Source organism: Streptomyces sp. NPDC091279 (assembly GCF_044757465.1).
In the GTDB taxonomy this organism is placed as follows: domain Bacteria; phylum Actinomycetota; class Actinomycetes; order Streptomycetales; family Streptomycetaceae; genus Streptomyces.
Map to the genome: position 1 here is coordinate 290,306 of NZ_JBIVVA010000010.1, position 17,890 is coordinate 308,195.

General features: G+C 72.8%; 16 protein-coding genes and 1 tRNA gene. 8 read left to right on the forward strand and 9 right to left on the reverse strand.

Going from position 1 to position 17,890, the window contains the following annotated elements:
- Nucleotides 1-223: 223 nt before the first annotated feature.
- Nucleotides 224-874, reverse strand: a complete 651-nt coding sequence (locus ACIQOU_RS25945) for a GPP34 family phosphoprotein (protein ID WP_401539472.1) — start codon at nucleotides 872-874, stop codon at nucleotides 224-226.
- A gap of 201 nt (nucleotides 875-1,075) precedes the next feature.
- Between ACIQOU_RS25945 and ACIQOU_RS25950 the strand changes: the two genes are divergently transcribed.
- The 3 genes from ACIQOU_RS25950 (at nucleotide 1,076) to ACIQOU_RS25960 (ending at nucleotide 5,264) form a co-directional block, all read left to right on the forward strand.
- Nucleotides 1,076-2,710 (forward strand): alkaline phosphatase D family protein, encoded by a 1,635-nt coding sequence (locus ACIQOU_RS25950; RefSeq protein WP_401539475.1) that lies wholly within the window; start codon nucleotides 1,076-1,078, stop codon nucleotides 2,708-2,710.
- Nucleotides 2,711-2,849: 139 nt separating this feature from the next.
- Nucleotides 2,850-4,739: an FAD/NAD(P)-binding protein gene (locus ACIQOU_RS25955; RefSeq protein WP_401539477.1), complete on the forward strand. Its 1,890-nt coding sequence runs from the start codon at nucleotides 2,850-2,852 to the stop codon at nucleotides 4,737-4,739.
- A gap of 81 nt (nucleotides 4,740-4,820) precedes the next feature.
- Nucleotides 4,821-5,264: a DoxX family protein gene (locus ACIQOU_RS25960; protein WP_401539479.1), complete on the forward strand. Its 444-nt coding sequence runs from the start codon at nucleotides 4,821-4,823 to the stop codon at nucleotides 5,262-5,264.
- A 133-nt stretch (nucleotides 5,265-5,397) separates the two neighbouring features.
- On the opposite strand, the gene ACIQOU_RS25965 is transcribed toward ACIQOU_RS25960, so the two are convergent.
- Nucleotides 5,398-5,943: a superoxide dismutase family protein gene (locus tag ACIQOU_RS25965; protein ID WP_401539481.1), complete on the reverse strand. Its 546-nt coding sequence runs from the start codon at nucleotides 5,941-5,943 to the stop codon at nucleotides 5,398-5,400.
- Between the two features lie 222 nt (nucleotides 5,944-6,165).
- Here ACIQOU_RS25965 and ACIQOU_RS25970 point away from each other — a divergent pair, with 222 nt between their 5' ends.
- Nucleotides 6,166-6,777, forward strand: coding sequence for a DedA family protein (locus tag ACIQOU_RS25970; protein ID WP_401539484.1), 612 nt, complete (start codon nucleotides 6,166-6,168; stop codon nucleotides 6,775-6,777).
- Nucleotides 6,778-7,073: 296 nt separating this feature from the next.
- Here the strand turns inward: ACIQOU_RS25970 and ACIQOU_RS25975 are convergent, their stop codons facing one another.
- Nucleotides 7,074-7,301 (reverse strand): DUF2277 domain-containing protein, encoded by a 228-nt coding sequence (locus ACIQOU_RS25975; RefSeq protein ID WP_401539487.1) that lies wholly within the window; start codon nucleotides 7,299-7,301, stop codon nucleotides 7,074-7,076.
- A 132-nt stretch (nucleotides 7,302-7,433) separates the two neighbouring features.
- On the opposite strand from ACIQOU_RS25975, the gene ACIQOU_RS25980 reads away from it, so the two are divergent.
- The 3 genes from ACIQOU_RS25980 to ACIQOU_RS25990 all read left to right on the forward strand — a co-directional run bounded on the left by ACIQOU_RS25980 (nucleotide 7,434) and on the right by ACIQOU_RS25990 (nucleotide 10,001).
- Nucleotides 7,434-7,697 (forward strand): GlsB/YeaQ/YmgE family stress response membrane protein, encoded by a 264-nt coding sequence (locus ACIQOU_RS25980; protein WP_401539489.1) that lies wholly within the window; start codon nucleotides 7,434-7,436, stop codon nucleotides 7,695-7,697.
- A 695-nt stretch (nucleotides 7,698-8,392) separates the two neighbouring features.
- Nucleotides 8,393-9,541, forward strand: coding sequence for a cytochrome P450 (locus tag ACIQOU_RS25985; RefSeq protein WP_401539492.1), 1,149 nt, complete (start codon nucleotides 8,393-8,395; stop codon nucleotides 9,539-9,541).
- Nucleotides 9,542-9,656: 115 nt separating this feature from the next.
- A complete protein-coding gene (locus tag ACIQOU_RS25990) occupies nucleotides 9,657-10,001 on the forward strand; it encodes a hypothetical protein (protein WP_401539494.1) in 345 nt (114 codons plus the stop codon).
- Between the two features lie 206 nt (nucleotides 10,002-10,207).
- Here ACIQOU_RS25990 and ACIQOU_RS25995 read toward each other — a convergent pair whose 3' ends face one another.
- From ACIQOU_RS25995 to ACIQOU_RS26005, 3 genes are all read right to left on the reverse strand, one after another.
- Nucleotides 10,208-10,435, reverse strand: coding sequence for a zinc ribbon domain-containing protein (locus tag ACIQOU_RS25995; RefSeq protein WP_401539497.1), 228 nt, complete (start codon nucleotides 10,433-10,435; stop codon nucleotides 10,208-10,210).
- Nucleotides 10,436-10,481: 46 nt separating this feature from the next.
- Nucleotides 10,482-11,852 (reverse strand): hypothetical protein, encoded by a 1,371-nt coding sequence (locus ACIQOU_RS26000; protein ID WP_401539499.1) that lies wholly within the window; start codon nucleotides 11,850-11,852, stop codon nucleotides 10,482-10,484.
- A gap of 80 nt (nucleotides 11,853-11,932) precedes the next feature.
- Entirely contained in the window at nucleotides 11,933-12,703 is a 771-nt protein-coding gene (locus ACIQOU_RS26005) for a DUF4097 family beta strand repeat-containing protein (RefSeq protein WP_401539502.1), read from the reverse strand.
- Nucleotides 12,704-12,963: 260 nt separating this feature from the next.
- Between ACIQOU_RS26005 and ACIQOU_RS26010 the strand changes: the two genes are divergently transcribed.
- Nucleotides 12,964-13,035 (forward strand) — tRNA-Val (locus tag ACIQOU_RS26010).
- A 128-nt stretch (nucleotides 13,036-13,163) separates the two neighbouring features.
- On the opposite strand, the gene ACIQOU_RS26015 is transcribed toward ACIQOU_RS26010, so the two are convergent.
- Genes ACIQOU_RS26015 through ACIQOU_RS26025 form a run of 3 tightly spaced genes read right to left on the reverse strand, consistent with a single transcriptional unit; the run spans nucleotide 13,164 to nucleotide 17,850 of the window.
- Nucleotides 13,164-13,976, reverse strand: coding sequence for an HAD family hydrolase (locus ACIQOU_RS26015; RefSeq protein WP_401539504.1), 813 nt, complete (start codon nucleotides 13,974-13,976; stop codon nucleotides 13,164-13,166).
- The gene (locus tag ACIQOU_RS26020) at nucleotides 13,976-16,660 is read right to left on the reverse strand and encodes a phosphoribosyltransferase (RefSeq protein ID WP_401539506.1); all 2,685 of its coding nucleotides are present in this window, start codon (nucleotides 16,658-16,660) and stop codon (nucleotides 13,976-13,978) included. Before ACIQOU_RS26020 ends, ACIQOU_RS26015 begins: the two co-directional genes overlap by 1 nt.
- Nucleotides 16,661-16,683: 23 nt before the next feature.
- On the reverse strand, nucleotides 16,684-17,850 hold the full coding sequence (locus ACIQOU_RS26025; protein ID WP_401539508.1) for an HpcH/HpaI aldolase/citrate lyase family protein: 1,167 nt from the start codon (nucleotides 17,848-17,850) through the stop codon (nucleotides 16,684-16,686).
- Nucleotides 17,851-17,890: the final 40 nt, after the last annotated feature.

Here is a 17,890-nt window from a genome sequence, read left to right on the forward strand (position 1 = left end):
CGCGAGGAACTGCGCGACAAACCCCCACCGACCGCACGCCGACACTCAACCCCACCACCCCAGGGGCGCGAGGAACTGCGCGACAAGCCCCCACCGACCGCACGCCGAGACCCAACCGCCTCCACCCCAGGGGCGCGGGGAACTGCGCGACAAGCCCCCACCGGCCGCACGCCAAAACGCAACCCTGACCACCCCCAGGGGCCCCGCACGCCAAATGCGAGCCTCACCCCCATCCACCCCCCACCGCCCGGTTGGACAGGATGGACGCGAGCAGGGCCGGACGCAGCCCGGGAACAACCTCATCGAACCGCTCCCCGAACGCCTTGAGCGTCTCCTTGTGGGCCCGCCGCTCCCGCCCGTCAAAGAGCACACTGGCCTCCCCTTCGGTACAGATCACAGCCGCAGCCAGCTCGAACAACGCAACGCCCGCACCATCGGCGTCCCCGAGCACCGCCCCCCGCACAGCCTCCCGCAGGGCGATCACCTCATCCGGCGAGGCAAGAACGACATGATGGTGGGCCAGCGGCCCGAGCCGCCGATGCTCGGGCTCCCGCACCACCCCCGCGGCCAGCAGCTGCGCCCGCACCGGCGCCTCAGCCGCGTGCGCCTGCCCATGGACGAGGTCGAGCCACCGATCAGGCCGCTCGGCGGAGACCTGCCCCCACACCTCGGCGAGGTACCTGTCGACCGGCGGCTCACTCCCCAGCCGCAGCGCCTTCCCGTCCTCGACCTCGATCCGCCCCGCCGCGACCAGCTCCGTCAGCGCCGCCGCCCGCAGCCGCTGCCCACGGAACTGCAACCCGACGTTGGTGAAGTCGTGTTTCTCCGGCGTGTAACTGATCAGGTAGATCCGCTGGGCCAGTGTCAGGTCCATCAGGCGCCCCGCTCCTTCGCTCGGTCCGTCATGAGCTGTCGACAACGATCATTGGGTACTCCCCCGAATCCCCCCGGTACCCGGCGCACCGACACACATGGCAGTCGAGGGAACGCGCCCGGAACGGCCGTTCGACCAACCCCCGCCCCCACGCGCCGCGTCCTTCCGTACCGTACGACCCGACGAAGGAGGTGGGACCGCGTGGCCGAACTGTGTCTGGGGCCGTTGCTGAGGTTCGTGGACGAGGTGTCCGCGACCGTGTGGGTCGAGGCGAGCCGCCCCTGCACCGCCGAGGTGCGGTGCGCGGACGGTACCCGGGCGGGCACCCGCACCTTCCAGATCGAGGGCCACCACTACGCGCTCGTCCAGGTCGAGGGCCTGACCCCGCGTGCGACGACGGCGTACGAGGTGTTCCTCGACGGGGCCCGCGTCTGGCCGCCGCCGGACTCCCGTTTCCCGCCGTCGGTGATCCGCACCAGCCCGGGGGCCGACGGCGACGAGGTCCGGGTCGCCTTCGGGTCGTGCCGTTGGGCCGCGCCGCCCTCCGACCAGCCCGACCCGCGTGGCCCGGACGCGTTGGACACCCTCGCCGCCCGGGTCGCCGCCGCGCCGGACGGTGAACGTCCGGACGTGCTCGTGCTGTTGGGCGATCAGGTGTACGCGGACGAGACGTCGGAGGCCACCCGGCGCTGGCTGGCGGCCCGCCGGGATCTGGCCGAGGCGCCGGGCACCGAGGTGGCCGACTACGAGGAGTACACCCGCCTCTACTACGAGTCCTGGCGCGACCCGGAGATCCGTTGGCTGCTGTCGACCGTGCCGAGCAGCATGATCTTCGACGACCACGATCTGGTCGACGACTGGAATACCTCGGCGGCCTGGCTCGCCGACATGCGGGCCACGCCCTGGTGGCGGGAGCGGCTGCTGAGCGGGCTGATGTCGTACTGGGTGTATCAGCACCTGGGCAACCTCACCCCCGCCGAACTGGCCACCGACCCGCTCTACGCCGCCGTTCGCGCCGATCCTGACGGGACCGACGTGCTGCGGGCGTTCGCGAGTGAGGCGGACGCCGATCCGGCCTGTGTGCGCTGGAGTTACCGGCGTGACTTCGGGCGGGTGCGGTTGCTGATGGTGGATTCGCGGGCGGCACGGGTGCTGGCGGAGGACCGGCGGGCGATGCTCGACCCGGGCGAGGCGGCGTGGGTGCGGGAGCAGGCGTTGGACGCGCCGGGGACGTTCGACCATCTGCTGGTGGGGACGTCGTTGCCGTGGCTGCTGCCGCATCTGGTGGATGCGGCGGAACGGTGGGACGCGGCCCTGTGCCGGGGCGAACGGGGGCCGCGCTGGGCGGAGTTCGGGGAGAAACTGCGAAGAAAAGCGGACCTGGAGCACTGGGCGGCGTTCCCGGACTCCTTCGACGAGCTGACCGCGCTGCTCGCCGAGGCCGGCACCGGCCCCGGGGCTCCGGCGACGGTCCTGGTGCTGTCCGGGGACGTGCACCACGCGTATGTGGCCGAGCCGAGCTGGCCGGACCGGGCGCCCGACGCCCGGGTGCTGCAACTGACCTGCTCCCCCGTCCACAACACCGTTCCGGCGTGGGTGCGGGTCGGGTTCCGGTTCGGGTGGAGCTCGGTGGCACGGGCGCTGGGCAGGCGGTTCGCCCGGCACGGCCGGTGCCGCGCGCACCCGGTGAACTGGCGCAGGACGGGCGGGCCGTGGTTCGGCAACCAGCTGATGACGCTCACCCTGCGGGGCCGTTCGGCGCGGCTGCGGCTCGAACAGGCCCGGGGCGACGGCACGTTGGCGACCGTCGAGGATTCCGCGCTGACGACGGGGTGACGGCGGGCTCCCGGACGGCCGTCGATCGTGACGGGGGCCGCGTTGGCATCTGCGGGGGCTGACGGCATGATGAGCGGACCGTTCGCCTCCGGCGGGCGCTTGGTCCTGTTGCGCCCGCACATGCCTGGGAGTCACCGTTTTGTCTGAAACGACCGCGGAACAGGCCCCCGTCTCCGTCGCCCTGGTCGGCGCCGGACCGCGCGGCACCGGCGTGCTGGAGCGCCTGTGTGCCTCCGTTCCCGAACTCCTGCCTGCCGGGCGGCGGTTGACGGTCCATGTGGTCGATCCGGCGTCGCCGGGGTCGGGCCGGGTGTGGCGCACGGGGCAGTCGGGCGAGCTGCTGATGAACACGGTGGCCTGCCAGGTCACGCTGTTCACCGACGAGAGCGTGGAGTGCGCGGGGCCGATCCGGCCGGGCCCGAGCCTGTTCGAGTGGGCGGCCGGTGAGCTGGGGCCCGACGAGTATCCGAGCCGGGCGCTGTACGGGCGGTATCTGGAGTGGGTGTTCGCGCGGGTGGTGCGGCAGGCCCCGGCGGCGGTGCGGGTGGCGGTGCACCGGGCGCGCGCGGTCGAACTGGCCGACGGCGCAAGGGGGTTGCAGACGCTCACCCTGGACGACGGCCGGGTGCTGGACGGGCTTGCGGCGGTGGTGCTGGCGCAGGGGCATCTGCCGGTCGTCGCCGACGCGGAGACGGTGCGGCTCGCCGGGTACGCGCGGCGGTACGGGCTGCGCCATCTGGCCCCGGCCAACCCGGCCGACCTCGACCTGTCCGTCATCGCGCCGGGCGAGCCGACCCTGTTGCGCGGTCTCGGGCTCAACTTCTTCGACCACACGGCCCTGTTGACGACCGGGCGCGGTGGCCGTTTCGTCGCCGGGGAGGGCGGGCTGCGGTACCTGCCGTCCGGCCGGGAGCCGCGGTTGTACGCCGGGTCGCGGCGCGGCGTCCCGTACCAGGCGCGCGGTGACAACGCGAAGGGCGCCTACGGGCGGCACGCCCCGCTGGTGCTGACGCCGGAGGTGATCGCGGGTTTCCGCAAGCGGGCCGACTCGGGTGAGGCGCCCGATTTCCTCGCGGAGATATGGCCGTTGGTGGCGAAGGAGGTCGAGACGGTCTACTACACGGCGCTGACCCGGCGCCCCGACCTCGCCGACCGTTTCCTCGCCGTCCCGCACGGCGACCCCCAAGAGGCCCTGATCCTCGACGAGTTGGGGGTGGCGCCGGAGGACCGCTGGAACTGGGACCGCCTCTCCCGCCCTTACGCGGAACGGGAGTTCACCGACCCGGAGCAGTGGCAGGCGTGGCTGCTGGCGCATCTGCGGAGCGACGCGGCGCAGGCAGCGCTCGGCAATGTCGCCGGTCCCCTGAAGGCGGCCCTGGACGTCCTGCGCGACCTGCGCAACGAGATACGGCTCGTCGTCGACCACGGCGGACTCACCGGCGTCTCACGCCGCGACCATCTGGACCGCTGGTACACCCCGTTGAACGCCTTCCTCTCCATCGGTCCGCCCCGGCGCCGCATCGAGGAGCTGGCCGCGCTGATGGAGGCGGGCGTGGTGCGGGTCCTCGGCCCTCGGCTGGAGGTCCGCGAGGAGGGCGGGGCGTGGCTGGCGCGCTCGCCCGACGTGCCCGGCTCGGAGGTGCGGGTGACCGCGCTGATCGAGGCGCGGCTCCCGGAACCGGGCCTGCGCCGCACCGCCGACCCGCTGCTCACCCGGCTGCTGCGGACGGGCGGCTGCCGACCCCACGTCGTCGACGGCTATGAGACCGGCGGGCTGGATGTGACCGGGCGTCCTTACCATCTGACGGACCGTCAAGGTCGGTCGCACGCACGGCGGTTCGCGTTCGGGGTGCCGACGGAGGGGGTGCACTGGGTGACGGCGGCGGGGGCCAGGCCCGGCGTGGATTCGGTCACACTTTCGGATGCCGACGCGGTGGCGAGAGCCGTTCTGCGTGCGACAACGAGCAGGACAGGGGCACATCCGGAGGTCGATCCATGGCCAAATGTTGAACTTGCAAGCATCGATTAGGCCAACCTAGTCTGGTTACTCGTCGGTTCGCCCCCAGACCGGTCCCCCCACGACCGGCCCGACCGAAGGAGGACCCCCCACATGTCCGCACGCCTCAACAGAACCCAGCCCTACGCGCTCGGCCTGTTCCGCATCGTCGTCGGCCTGCTCTTCGCCTGCCACGGCGCCGCTTCCCTGTTCGGTGTCCTCGGCGGCGCGGCCGGCACCCACGGCGGCACCGTCGGCGCCGGTGCCTGGCCCGGCTGGTACGCGGCCGTCATCCAGCTCGCCGGCGGCATCTTCGTCCTGCTCGGCCTGGGCACGCGCATCGCCGCGTTCATAGCCTCGGGCTCGATGGCCTACGCCTACTTCACCGTGCACCAGCCCGGCGCCCTGTGGCCGATGCAGAACGGCGGCGAGGCCTCGGCGATGTTCTGCTGGGCCCTGCTCCTGCTGGTCTTCACCGGCTCCGGCGCCTTCGGCGTGGACCGGCTGCTGAACCGCCGTTCGACGGACCACGTCGAGCGCACGCCGGTCTCCGTCTGATCCACGCACCGCACTGTGGGCCCTTCCCGGTTCGTCCGGGCGGGGCCCACAGCGCGTCCGGGGTCCGGCGCCGGGGTCCGACGTTCGGGGTCCGACGTTCGGGGTCCGACGTTCGGGGTCCGTCGGCGCCCGTTCAGGACGCCGGGGCCACCCAGCCGAACGGCACCGTGAAGCAGGCGACCCGCGCCCCGGTCGTCCCGGGCTTGTCGTGGATCACCACGGAGGACGCCTCGCCCTGCCGGAATCCCCAGTCGTGCCGCGCGCTCGCCTCGCCCGAGCCGTCGCGCCCGGGCGTGAAGTCGAGCCAGACCTCGTTGCGCGGGTTCGCCTGGCGGGGGTCGGTGGACACGACGTGCTGGTAGTGCCCGCCCGCCGCCGCGGGGTCGGCCGCGCACGGTTTCTGGTGCACATGGACGCCGTACGCGTGCCCGGGCACCACACCCGACACCCGCAGTTCGACGGTCGTGGCGCCGCTGTCCGCCGTCTGCTGGCGCACCTCGATCCCGGCACCGGCCGGGACCAGCTTGCGGTCGTAGGTGAGCGCCACCGCCGCCGGCGGGACATGCCCGCCCGGCGCCGCGAACCGCCCCTCCGTCTCCAGCGTGTAGCCGTGGGTACCACCGGTACCGGTCGCCAGCAGTGCCGCCGCGACGGCGCTCGCGCATATTCCTGCCACCATGATCAATCCCGTTCCTCACTGTCGACCAGGTCGACTGCTGCCATGTCCCCTCCTTCCGTTGCTACGGGACTCCCGGCCCCGCCGCCCCCGCTGGCGGGCACCCGGGTGAACATCCCGCACCGAACACCCGTGCCCCCGGTGAACCTCCGCTCGCATCCCAGGCGTACGCTGTATGGCTGCTGTCGGCCACCTCTGGCCACGGGGGAGTCACGGGGAGTTGCGGTGTTGGAGAGTGTGGGGGCGCTGACCGGCGGCCCATGGATCTACGTCATGGTGGCGCTGTCGGTGCTGCTGGACGTGTTCCTGCCGGTCCTGCCGAGCGGCGTGCTGGTGATCACGGCCGCGACGGCGGCGGCAGCGGGCTCGGCGGCCGGGCAGGTGCCGCCCGATGTCCCCGACATCCTCGGCCTGATCCTCTGCGCGTCCGCCGCCTCCCTCCTCGGCGACCTGGTCGCCTACCGGCTCGCCTGGCGGGGCGGGGCCCGCCTGGACCGCGCCATCGCCCGCTCCCGCCGCCTCACCAGCGCCCAGCAACGGCTCGGCCTGGCCCTGGCCCGGGGCGGCGGCGCGCTCGTCATCCTGGCCCGGTTCGCCCCGGCGGGCCGCTCGGTCGTCTCCCTGGGCGCGGGCGCCGCCCACCGCCGCGCCCGCGACTTCCTCCCCTGGTCAGCCCTGGCAGGCCTGACCTGGGCCGCCTACAGCGTCGCCCTCGGCTACGCCGGCGGCCACTGGCTGGGCGCAACCTGGCTGGCAACGGCAGTCTCAGCCCTGGCACTGTGCGGCGCGGGCGCGGGAGCGGTCCTGGTGGTACGACGCCAGCCGAAGACGACTTGAGGACTGCACGACGCCGACTGAAGAGACCCCCTCCTGACCGGCGGCGACCCTCCGGCGAAGCGGCGGTGACGGTCCGGCCCTCCGACAGGGCCGCCCTTTCGCCCGGCGGGGCCCGAAGCGGCCCGCGTCTCCAGGGCCCGGGCAGGCCCCCGACACGTCCCGCACCCCGGACACCGCACGCACCTCCGCCGCACGCACCCCTGCCGCACGCACCCCCGCCGCGCGCAGCCACCCCCCGTCCCCCGTGACGCGACGTCGCCGGACCTCACGCCACCCGGCCGGCGGCGGCCCTTTCCCTACCCCGCCGTAGGCGTTCGGCCCCGGATTTCCAGGTCCGCCAGGAGGGTGGCGGTGGCCTGGGCTATCTGGTCGACCGCGTGGTCGAAGGCCTCGCGGTTGTGGGCGGCGGGGGCCCGGAATCCGGACACCTTCCGCACGTACTGCAACGCGGCGGCCCGGATCTCCTCGTCGGTCGCCGCCTCGGGCAACGCGGGCGGGCGCAAAGTCTTGATACTCCGGCACATGCTCCCAGTGTCGCGCAGGGGTCTGACATCGGCCGTTCTCCCCGTCCCCCGCACCGGCGCGACTGTCTCGGGGCGTCCGGGGCAGTCTGCTATCGACACCGTTGTAGAAGAACTTGAGGAGAGGCAACCCGCATGGAGATCTCGGGCATCATCACCGCGATCGTGATCGGCATCGTGATCGGCTTCCTGGGGCGCCTGGTCCTGCCCGGCCGGCAGAGCATCGGGGTGCTGTGGACGATCCTGGTGGGCATCCTCGCCGCGCTCGTCGGCACCGGCGTCGCCGCCGCCCTCGGGGTCGCCGACACCAAGGGCATCGACTGGATCGAACTGGCCATCCAGGTCGCCCTGGCCGCCCTCGGCGTCGCGGGCGTCGAACGCCTCAAGGGCCGCAGCTGACACAGCCGTTCCCCCGACGGGGCGCCCCCGAAGCAGCCGAAGCAGCCGAAACGGAACGGCACTTACCGCTGCCGGGGGCGTCACGCGGGCCGGGCCCCGTGGCCGGAGGTCCGTGGCCGGAGGTCCGTGGCCGGAGGTCCGTGGCCGGAGGTCCGTAGCCGGAGGTCCGTGGCCGGAGGTCCGTAGCCGGAGGTCCGTCGGCATCGGCAGAGGGGCGGTCGTCACTCGCGGCTGTGCCGCCCCAGGTACCCCAAATACCCCCAGTACCCCAGATGCCCCAGGTACCCCAAGTGCCCCACCCGCTTTGGCCGGTTCCGGTAGGGCTTCCGGGGCCGTGGTGGGAGTACCGTCACGGGCCAACGGGACGCCCTCGGGGCCGACCTCGGTTCAGGGGGCGCTGCGACCGGTGGAGGAGGACGGCTATGTCGTGGGTGACCAACAGCCTTCGGGCGCTCAGCGGTGAGATGCGTGCGCGGTGGCACGGGTACTACGTCGGCTACGGGCAGCAGGACTGACGTTCCGCACCCGGAACAGGACACCCCCGCTCCCCCTGACGCGCAAGGAGGACAGCCGCCATGTCATGGATCATCAAGACCCTTCGGATGCTCAGCGGTGAGGGACGTACCCGCCGCAACGAATACGGCGACCGATACGGGCGCCCCTCCTGACGCCCTCCGGCAGAGGGGCGGACGACCGTGTTCCTGGACCGGAAGAGCCTGTGGCCGCATCTGCGACGGTGGGAGGAGCAGGCCGCGGGCCACGACGGTCCGTTCAGGCTCCGCTTCGGCACCCTCTTCGTGGCCGATGCCGACGCGGCCCGCAACGTCCTGGTCGACTCGGCCGACACCTACCTGTCCCAGTCCGGGTTCTACCGCCTCGGACCGGAATCCCTGCCTCCGGCGGTCCGGAACGAGGCCTCCCGCGAACTGCTCCGGGTGCTGGCCCGGCACGACCTCCCGTCGTCGTTCGACCTCGGCGCCGCGCTCGGTGAGGTGAGTGACCGCCAAGGCCGCCTGCGGCACCAACGCTGGGGCGTCGAACTGGTCCGGCGGTACTTCGCCCCCGTCATCGCCCACCGACGACACACCGAGATCAACGCCCTCGTCGACACCTACACGACGTCGAGTGTCGTCGCCGACGACATCGTCGGCCATGTGCTGAGGCGCGCGCACCGCACGGTGCCCGCCGTCCGGGCCGGGTTCGCCGAACGACTCGGCCGGCTGCGAGCGCCGGAAGACGGCGCCCGGGACCTGGTCGACCTGGTGCTCGGCCTGCCCGGCGAGCTGTCCCCGGGCGATCGCGCACAGCTGCTGCAACGCCTCGTCCTGTCCACGGTCGGTTTCACCGGGGTCACCCTCGAATGGGTGGTGATGCTCGGCATCCAGCACGGCTACGACACCCCGACCGTGCGGCCTGACCAGATCCACCACCTGGTCAGGGAGACGCTGCGTCTCTATCCGCCCGCGTGGCGTCTGATCAGGGTGGCCGCCGCCGACCACGACGTCTGCGGCGCCCGGGTCCACGAGGGCGAGCACGTCCTGATCGGCACGCACGCGATCCACCGGTCGGCGGCCGTGTGGGACGGGCCGCTGGACTTCCGCCCCGCACGCTGGGAGCAGCCGACCGCCGACCAACGGCGCTCCTACCTCCCCTTCGGCAAGGGCGACGGCATGTGCCCGGCGAACGGCTTCGCGGTCAAGGCCCTCGAACACCTCGGCCACCTCATCCTCGGCGGCCACCGGGGCCACGTACGGCTGCGCACCCGCAGGCCCCACGTCCGCACCCTCCTCGCCCCGCCCTCCGGCTGGACCCGCCTCACCCCCACCCCGGCGCCCGAACACTGAACCGACCGGCGGCGACTTCTCCCCGTAGGCGGACACGCGGGCAACGGAACACTCGTTCGCGTGAACCCCCTGAAGCGACTCGCATCTCAAAATCGAACAGGCGTACCATTGTCGAGTGGCAACGACCTATGACTTTCCGAGTGACCTCCGCGCCGGTCAGGAGGAGCTGCATCAGGTCCGGGCCGAACTGTCGGCCCTGCTCAAGCGGCTGCCCTGGTCGGTCGCGCCCCTGGACGGCTTCAGCGACACCGGCGGCTGGCGCAAGGTGGAGCGCCCCGCCTCCCCCGGCTGGAGCGACGACGAGCAGGCCGAGGTGGAGAAGCTCCGCCGCCGCGAACACGAACTCGCCGTCTTCATCAGCACCCACCGCTTCTGGTCGGAGGTCGCCGCCCAGCAACGGGTCGACGCCCGCAGCTCCCTGAAACACACCGCCCCCGGCGACGAGGACCATGCGGACTGACGCCGACCGGCCGCCACGGCCCCCTGCCCCGACCTCCCCTCCCGTCCCCTCCCCGGACGCGAAGAGGACCCCGACCGATCCCCGGTCGGGGTCCTCTTCGTGATTCCGGTCCGCGTCTCAGGGAGAACCGAAGCGAGAACTGGAACGTCCCCGCCTCAACCGCCCCCGCGTCAGCCGCCGTACCCGCCGCAGCGGTCTCAGCGGTCTCAGCCGCAGCACCCTCCGCCGCAGCAGCCGCCGCCTCCACCCCCGCCGGTCGCGCGCGGGGCCGGTGCCGAGGCGGACGCCGAACCCCCCACCGCCACCGTCGACAGCAACTTGACCGTGTCGGCGTGGCCCGCCGGACAGTCGGCGGGGTCGGCGGACTCGGCCATCGGACGGCTCAGTTCGAAGGTGTCGCCGCAGGTCCGGCAGCGGTACTCGTAGCGAGGCATGCGCACAGGTTAACGGCCCCCGCGCGACCGGCGCAGCGCGTCACCGTCACTGGCCGGTGCCCCGGTCCTCCCGGATCTGGCCGACCACCCGGGCCGCCGCCTCCCGGACCGCTTCCGTCTCCGTCAGGAAGTGCCAGTAGTCGGGGTGCCGACCCTCAAGGGAGCCGATCGCCCGCTCAAGGCGGGCCACCGCGTCGTCGAGGGGCCGGGCATGCCGTGGGTCCGGTGTGGTGCGGCCCGACATGGCGAGCCGCTGCGCGTCCCGGATCGCGAACCGGGTGCGGTCGATCTCCTGCTGCGGGTCCTTCTGGACGGCGTTCAGCCGGTTCAGCCGGTCACCGGCGGCCGACACCGACTCGTCGGTGGCGTTGAGCAGCGCCCACACGGTCGAGAGCAGGGCGGTGGCGTCCGGCCAGCGTTGCTCGTCCCGCGCGCTCTGCGCCTCCCGCAGCTTCCGCTCGGCCTGCTCGACGTTCTCGCCGGCCTGGTCAGGAACGTGCTGGAGGTCCTGCCAGCACGCGGCGGTGAACCGGCGGCGCAGCTCGCTCAGCACCGGGTCGACCTGCCCGGCGCGGGTGGTGAGGGCCTGGGCGCGGGTACGCAGCGAGACCAGCCGGTGGTCGATCCCGGCGGCCGTCTCCGGCAGCCCCGCGGCCTGCGCCCGGATCGCCTCGGCCTCCCGCGCGACCCGCTCGGCACGCTCCAGCGTCTGCGGGACACCGTGCTGCCCCGCGCCCTGGTTCAGCTTGGTCAGCTCGGGCGCGAGCGCGGCGAGGCGGGCGGCGAGGTCGTCGGCGCGCAGCCCGGCGCCGCGCACCGCGTCCAGCGCGTTCGACGCGGCGAGCAGGCTCTGTCTGGCCCGTTCGACCGCGGGGGCGAGGCGGGCCAGCTGGGTCTCCGCCTTGCCGAGCAGCGGCCCGAGCCCGTCCGCGAACCGGCCCAGGTCCCGCTTGACCCGCCCCAGCTCGTCCTTGGCGGCCGTCAGCTCGGTCCGCGCACGGGCGGCGGTGGACGCCTCCAGGTCGTCCCGGTCGAGATCGTGCGCGTCGACCGCCTCGATGTAACGGTGGCTGGCCTCGTCGATCCGCCGCCCCAGCGCCTCGAAGTCGGTGACGGCGCGGCGCGCGGCCGGGGAGCTGTCGACGGCCGTGATCGCCTCGATGGAGATCCGCAGATCGCGCTGGGCGGTGTCCAGTTCGTAGAACGCCGCCGCTGCCGCGTCCTTCGCGGCCTGCGCCTCGGCCCGTCGGCCCTCCGCCCCGCCGCCGAACCAGCGCCGGGTGCCGCCGCCCGCGAACGCGCCGGGCAGCGCGAGCGCCACCAGCAGCGGCAGCGTGAGCAGGGCCAGGGTGTCCCGCAGGGGGCGAGGTGCGCGCGGCTCCGACGCCGGGTCCGGCTGTCGTGGTGTCGCCGTCACATCCCACTCCCCGTGCATTCGTCCGTCCCGGCCGGTGTCCCGCCATTCTCCCACCGGTCGGGATCGAACACACGAGCCGGTCAGCCCACGGGCCGCACCGTGACGTTCCCGTCGCCCGTGGTCGCGGATATCCGGTGCGTGCTGCGGTCGTCGCGGGGCACGTCCACCCGGACCGAGCCGTGGTCGGTCTTCGTCGTCACGCGGTAGGTGGCGCGCGGCACCTCGACGGTCACGGAGCCGTCGTCGCTGCCGGAATCCACCGTGTCGGGAACGACGCCGAACGTCAGGGAGACCGAGCCGTCGGCGGTGTGGGCGCTGACGTGCCGGGAGCGGACGTCGGCGTGCACGGCACCGTCGTCGCTGCGCAGCTCCAGCGGGCCGGTGGAGTCGCTGACGCGCACGGGACCGTCGTTCGTGTGGATGCTCAGGGCGTGGGTGAAGCCGCTGGCCCGCACGCCTCCGTCGTCCCCCTCGACCTTCACGGCGATCCCGCGCGGTACCTCGACGCGGTGCCGGGTGGCGCAGTTCGCGACGAAGCCGGAGCACTGGGTGCGCAGCACGAGCCGGTCGCCGTCCTTCATCGACCAGGTCACCTTCGGGTCCTTGCCGATCAGGACCGACCCCTTGAACCAGCGGGTGACCTCGATCTTCCCGGCCGGGTGCGCGTCGGCGGCGACGATCTCCAGGTCCGAGTCGTCCGAGTCGATCGTGAGGGTGCCGCCCTTCACCGCGAACGACTTGTGGTCGGGGTCCTGGTCGTCGCTCGCGGAGGCGCACGCGGTGGCGGCCCCGACGAGAACGACGACGGCGCCGACGGCGAGGGCCGCGCGAGCGGTGACGGAACGGGCCATGACGATCTCCCCCTGGGAACTCCGAAGCCGCGACGACCACCCTGTGCCGCCGTCGAAGGCTTCTGTGACGCCTTCGACGCTACGGAACCGGCACCCGTCGGGGCATCCGGGATACTCCCGGATTCGGGGTGGGGGAAACCCCCGAACGACCCCTGGGACGAACCCTGATGCCACCCCTGGTACAGGCCCTGATACAGGTTTGCGGGACCCGGGCCCCGGCAGGGTAAGGTGTCGGTTCGACCTGGGCTTCGCCCGGGCCCGGGTGCGTAGCTCAGGGGTAGAGCGCCTGCCTTACAAGCAGGATGTCGGCGGTTCGAAACCGTCCGCGCCCACCCACGTCAAAGGCCCCCCGCATGATCATGCGGGGGGCCTTTGCAGATCATTTGGGCGATATCCGGGAGATCGGCTCCATCGGCTCCATCGAACCCACCGATCCCACGGACCCCACCGACCCCGCCGCCTACGGGGCCGCCCGGGTCGCCTTCAGGAACTCCCGCAGAATCCGCTCCCCCGCCAGCACCCCGCGTTCCGCGAGGGCCGTCACGCCCGGTGCCGACCATTCCGCTTCCGCCAGCTCGCCGTGGGCGGGGCGCCAGGCGCGGTCGGTGGCGAGGAGGAGGTCGGCGTCGAGGAGGGAGTCACCGGCGGACAGGGTCAGGTCGGCGCCGGTGCGGTCGGCGATCTCGCGCATCGCCGCGCTCTTGGTGAGCGGCTTCGGCACGGCGTAGATCTTGCGGCCCTGGAGCGACACCGTCCAGCCCCGGTTCTCCGCCCACGCCGCCAGCTCCTTCACCCAGGCCTCGTCGAGGAGTTCGCGCTCCACGACCAGGTAGGCGAACAGGTCCTCGGCGACCCGGTGCTTGCGCACCCACGCCGGGTCGGCGGTGGCCAGCAGATGGTCCGTCACCTCCGCGAGCGGCGCGCACTCGGCGGCCAGCCGGGCCATCACGCGCGCGTGCCAGTCGAGGTCGGTGACGCCGTCGACCAGCAGATGGCCGCCGTTGCCGCAGATCGCGTACTTCGGGACCGGGCCGGGCAGGTTGATGCGCTGGTACTGCTTGCGGGTGCGGGTCGTGGTCGGCACGAAGACCGCCGCGTCGCCGAGTTCGCCCAGCAGGGCCGCCGCCGTCTCCGTCATGAAGGACAACGGCCGGCTCTCGTGCACCTCGACGCAGAGCAGCCGGGGCGCCCGCGCGTCCGGCATGGTCAGCGCGAGGGCCGCCGCGGAGTAGATGAGCGTCCGGTCGAGGTCGCTCGTCACCAGGACCGGCATCAGACCGTCACCGCCCGGCCGTCGGCGCCGGTCGCACCCCGGGTGTACTTGGGGTGGATCAACCCGACGCAGCTGTACGGGAGTTCGGCGACCTCCTCGACCGGTACCCCGCGCTGCTCGGCGAGCAGGCGGACATGGTCGAGGTCGGCGCCCGCACCGGCCCGCGCCAGGATCTTCCACGGCACCCGGCGCAGCAGCACCCGCGTGGTCTCGCCGACGCCCGGCTTGACGAGGTTGACGTCGTGGATGCCGTACTCCTCGCTGATGCGTTCCACCGCCGCCCAGCCCTCCCAGGTCGGCGCGCGGTCGGCGCCGAGCAGCTCCTTCGCCTGCGCGTCGACGGCGTCGGAGACCTCCGGGAAGCGGGCCTCGACGGCGTCCAGGAAGTCCAACGAGACGTCGCCGTCGGCGAGTTCGCGGTAGAACTTCGCTCCGTGGAAGTCGTGAGGACCGACCAGGTCGGCCCGCAGCACGGTGCGTGAGATCAGGCCGGAGACCGTCGAGTTGAGGCACGCGGAGGGGATGAGGAAGTCCTCGCGGGTGCCGTAGGTGCGCACGCAGGAACCGGGGTCCGCGAGCACCGCGATCTCCGGGTCGAACCCGGTGATGCCTTCGGACTCCTCGAACTCCCGTACCGCGTCAGCGAGTTCGCGGGTGATCGCGCCCTTGCCGGTCCAGCCGTCGACGAACACGATGTCGGCGGGGTCGTGGTGGGCGGCCAGCCAGCGCAGCGCGACGGCGTCGATGCCCCGGCCGCGCACGATGGACACGGCGTAGTGCGGGAGTTCGAGGCCGTGCCGGAAGTGCGCCCAGCGGCGCATCAGCACGCCGACCGGGGTACCGGCGCGGGCCAGCGAGACCAGCACCGGGCGCGGCGAACGTTCCGCGAGGACGGTCTCGGTGACCGCGCCGACGGCCTGCGCGATCCGCGCGGCGGACGTCTGGAGGGCGGCGTGGAAGAGCTGCTGGTAGTGCTCGCTGGGCTGGTACTCGACCGGCAGCGACTCCGCGTAGTGCGCGCCGCCGTTCTGCACGGCCTCCTCGCGCTCCTCGACCGGCGCCTCCAGCGTGATGTCCGACAGGTCCTGGAGGAGCCAGCCGACCTCGTCGGGCGGATAGGAGGAGAAGGCGGGGCCGCGGAGGGGCTCGGGCAGCATGGCGGGTCTCTCTCCAGGGGGCGCGGTGGCGGCCGGCGGGACGTACGAGGGGACGACCGCGAGCAGCACTCGCGGGGTGTGCGCGGCCAGCTGCGCGAGGAGGCCGTTCGGGGCGTGCAGGTGAGGGGTGTCGGCGGTCGAGTCGACAACGGCGACAACGGCGTCGAAGCCGGCGCCGGCGACGTTGTAGGCGTAGCGGTCGCCGGGGCCGTCCGACGGGGTGTCGTGGGCCGGGAAGGTCAGGCGGGTGCGGATCGCGTAGCCCGGGTCGTCCACGGCCAGCACCGGGGAGCGGGTGGTGGTGGAGTAACGCACCTCGATGCTGGAGGTGCGTTCCAGCTCCTGGGCCAGCCGCAGGGGGGCGTACATCAGTTCCTCGAAGCCGAGGATCAGGACGCGGGTGGCGTCTTTTGGCAGCGCGGCTGCGAGGTGGGTGGCCATGGCCGGGGTCGCTGCGTTCAGGTGGGCGCGGTGGGCTGGGGTGAAGCCGTGTCGACCTCCGTCGGGGAGGCCGGTTGGCCAGCCCAGGTCGACTCTCACGACTCGGTCGGCGTGCGGGGTTGTGGACGGGTGCGGGTCCGTGGGGGCTGGTCGCGCAGTTCCCCGCGCCCCTGCCGGGGTGGCCCCTGCGTCGGCTGGATCGGGCCGTTGGCCACGAGGGGTGTCGGTCGGGTGCTGGTCCGTGGGGGCTTCTCGCGCAGTTCCCCGCGCCCCTGCCGGGGTGGGCGCTGGGGCCGGTCGTTGGTCGCGGGGAGTGTCGGTCGGGTGCGGGGTCGTCGTGGCTGGGCTCGGCGTTTCCCTTGTCTCTGGGGGCTCGTACTGGGCTACCAGGTGTTGGCCCTTTTGCAGGACTCCCTCGGGGAGGTGGATGGTGCCTGCTGCGGCGGTGATCAGGTCCACCCTCGCGTTGATCTCCTGGGCGAAGGTGTGCAGGCGGGACGCGTCCGAGGGGGAGCGCATGTCCACGAGGGCCACGACCACGTAGCGGGAGCGGGGGTAGCGGGCGTGCAGGGAGCGGATCGTGTTCAGGACCGTGTTGCCGGTGGAGAACTCGTCGTCGACGAGGACCAGGGGGCCGGTGCCGGAGAGCAGGGCCGGGTCCTCGGGGAGCAGGAGGTGGGACGTGGCGTGCGAGTGGGTCTCCTCGAAGCCGCCCGCCGAGGCCACGCCGGGGACCGGGCGGCGGGTGGAGTGGAGGTAGGGGGCGACGGCGAGGCCGTCGGCGACCGAGTGGCCGAGGCCGGTCGCGGTCTCCGCGTAGCCGAGGACAACGGCGGTGTCGGCCTCGTCGCCGAGCAGCTCCCGCACCCGGCGGCCCAGCTCGAACCCGTAGCCGTGGACCACGGCCGGTGACTGCGGGACGTGCTTGCCCAGCACGTTCGACACGAGGAGGTGCGCGCGCTTGGGGTTGCGGCGCAGGGCGAGGCCCAGCAGCTCGCTCAGTCGGTCGTCGCCGATGAGTTCGACGCCGAGCCGCTCGGCGACCCAACTGCCGGACCAGACCTGGTTGTTCCCTGCGTTGTTCATGCGTCCCTTGGAGGTGGAAGGCCCTAGCCGGGTATGCCGGCGGCGAGCAGGTCGACGAAGCTGACGTCCTCGCGGGCCACGCCGAAGACCTCGGCGCGCAGCATGGTCCGCTCCGCCCACGCCCGGTGCGGCTTCACCTCGTTCATCTTGTTCGTGTAGGCCGACCTGAGCACGCCCCCGCCGCCGCTCTCGGGGCGCAGGATGTCCGCCGCGTCGCCGAACTCCTCGTGGCTGACCACGGAGAGCGCGTGCACGGGCAGGACGTGGGAGGGGTGGATGCAGGTCTTGCCCATCAGGCCGTTGGCCTGGTCGAGGGAGATCTCCCGCAGCAGCCCGTCCATGGCGTGCTCGATCAGTTTCTCGCGCAGTTCGACGGCCTGTCCCTCCAGGAAGGGGCTGTTGCGCAACATCGGCTTGAACATGCGCTCGGGGACCCGGAAGTACTCCCAGACCGGGCCGGTGACGGTGAAGCCGGTGCCGTCGGCGCGGCCCAGCATGTTCACCACGTCGGAGATGACGGAGGCGACGATCTGGACGTCGTAGGCCGTCATGTCGGGGGCGCGGCGCAGGCCGTAGGAGGAGCAGAAGTCGGTGACGCCGAGGCGCAGGGCGAGGACGCGGTCGCGGTACTTGTCGACGGCGCGGGCGATGCCCTCCAGGGTCTCCACCCGGGACTCGCGGTAGAGCAGCTCGGGCGACTCCAGGACGGGCATGCCGAAGAGCCGGTGCCCGGAGGTGGTCTCGGCGTGCGCGAGGGCCTCCAGGAAGGGGATGCCGCTCTCCTCGGTGAACTTCGGGAACACGAACCCGGACAGCAGCCGGATGTCCGCGCCGAGGCGGGCCACCAGGTCGGTGATCTGCTCGGGGGTGCGGATGCGGATGAACAGCAACGGCAGCGGGGTGCCGGGGCGGGCGGCGAGGTCGGCGAACTGGCGGACGAGGTTCTCCTCGCCCGCGGGCACGTCCGCGTCGTCGATCGAGTCCTCCAGGCACAGCACCATCGAGACGACGCCGAGGGTCGCCTGCTTGACGATGTCGTCGGCGAGCCGGGGCCGGGTCGCGGGGCTGTAGAGGGTGGCACCCAGGGCCGCGGAGAGCAGCCGGGCCGAGGAACCGGTGTCGAACTCGCACGGCTCCTGGTGGAAAAGGCGCTCTCGCACCCCAGGGGCGATGTGCCCGAAATGACGCATAAGGCTCCCCTGTGGTCCATGGTCGGTCTGTGGATGGGCT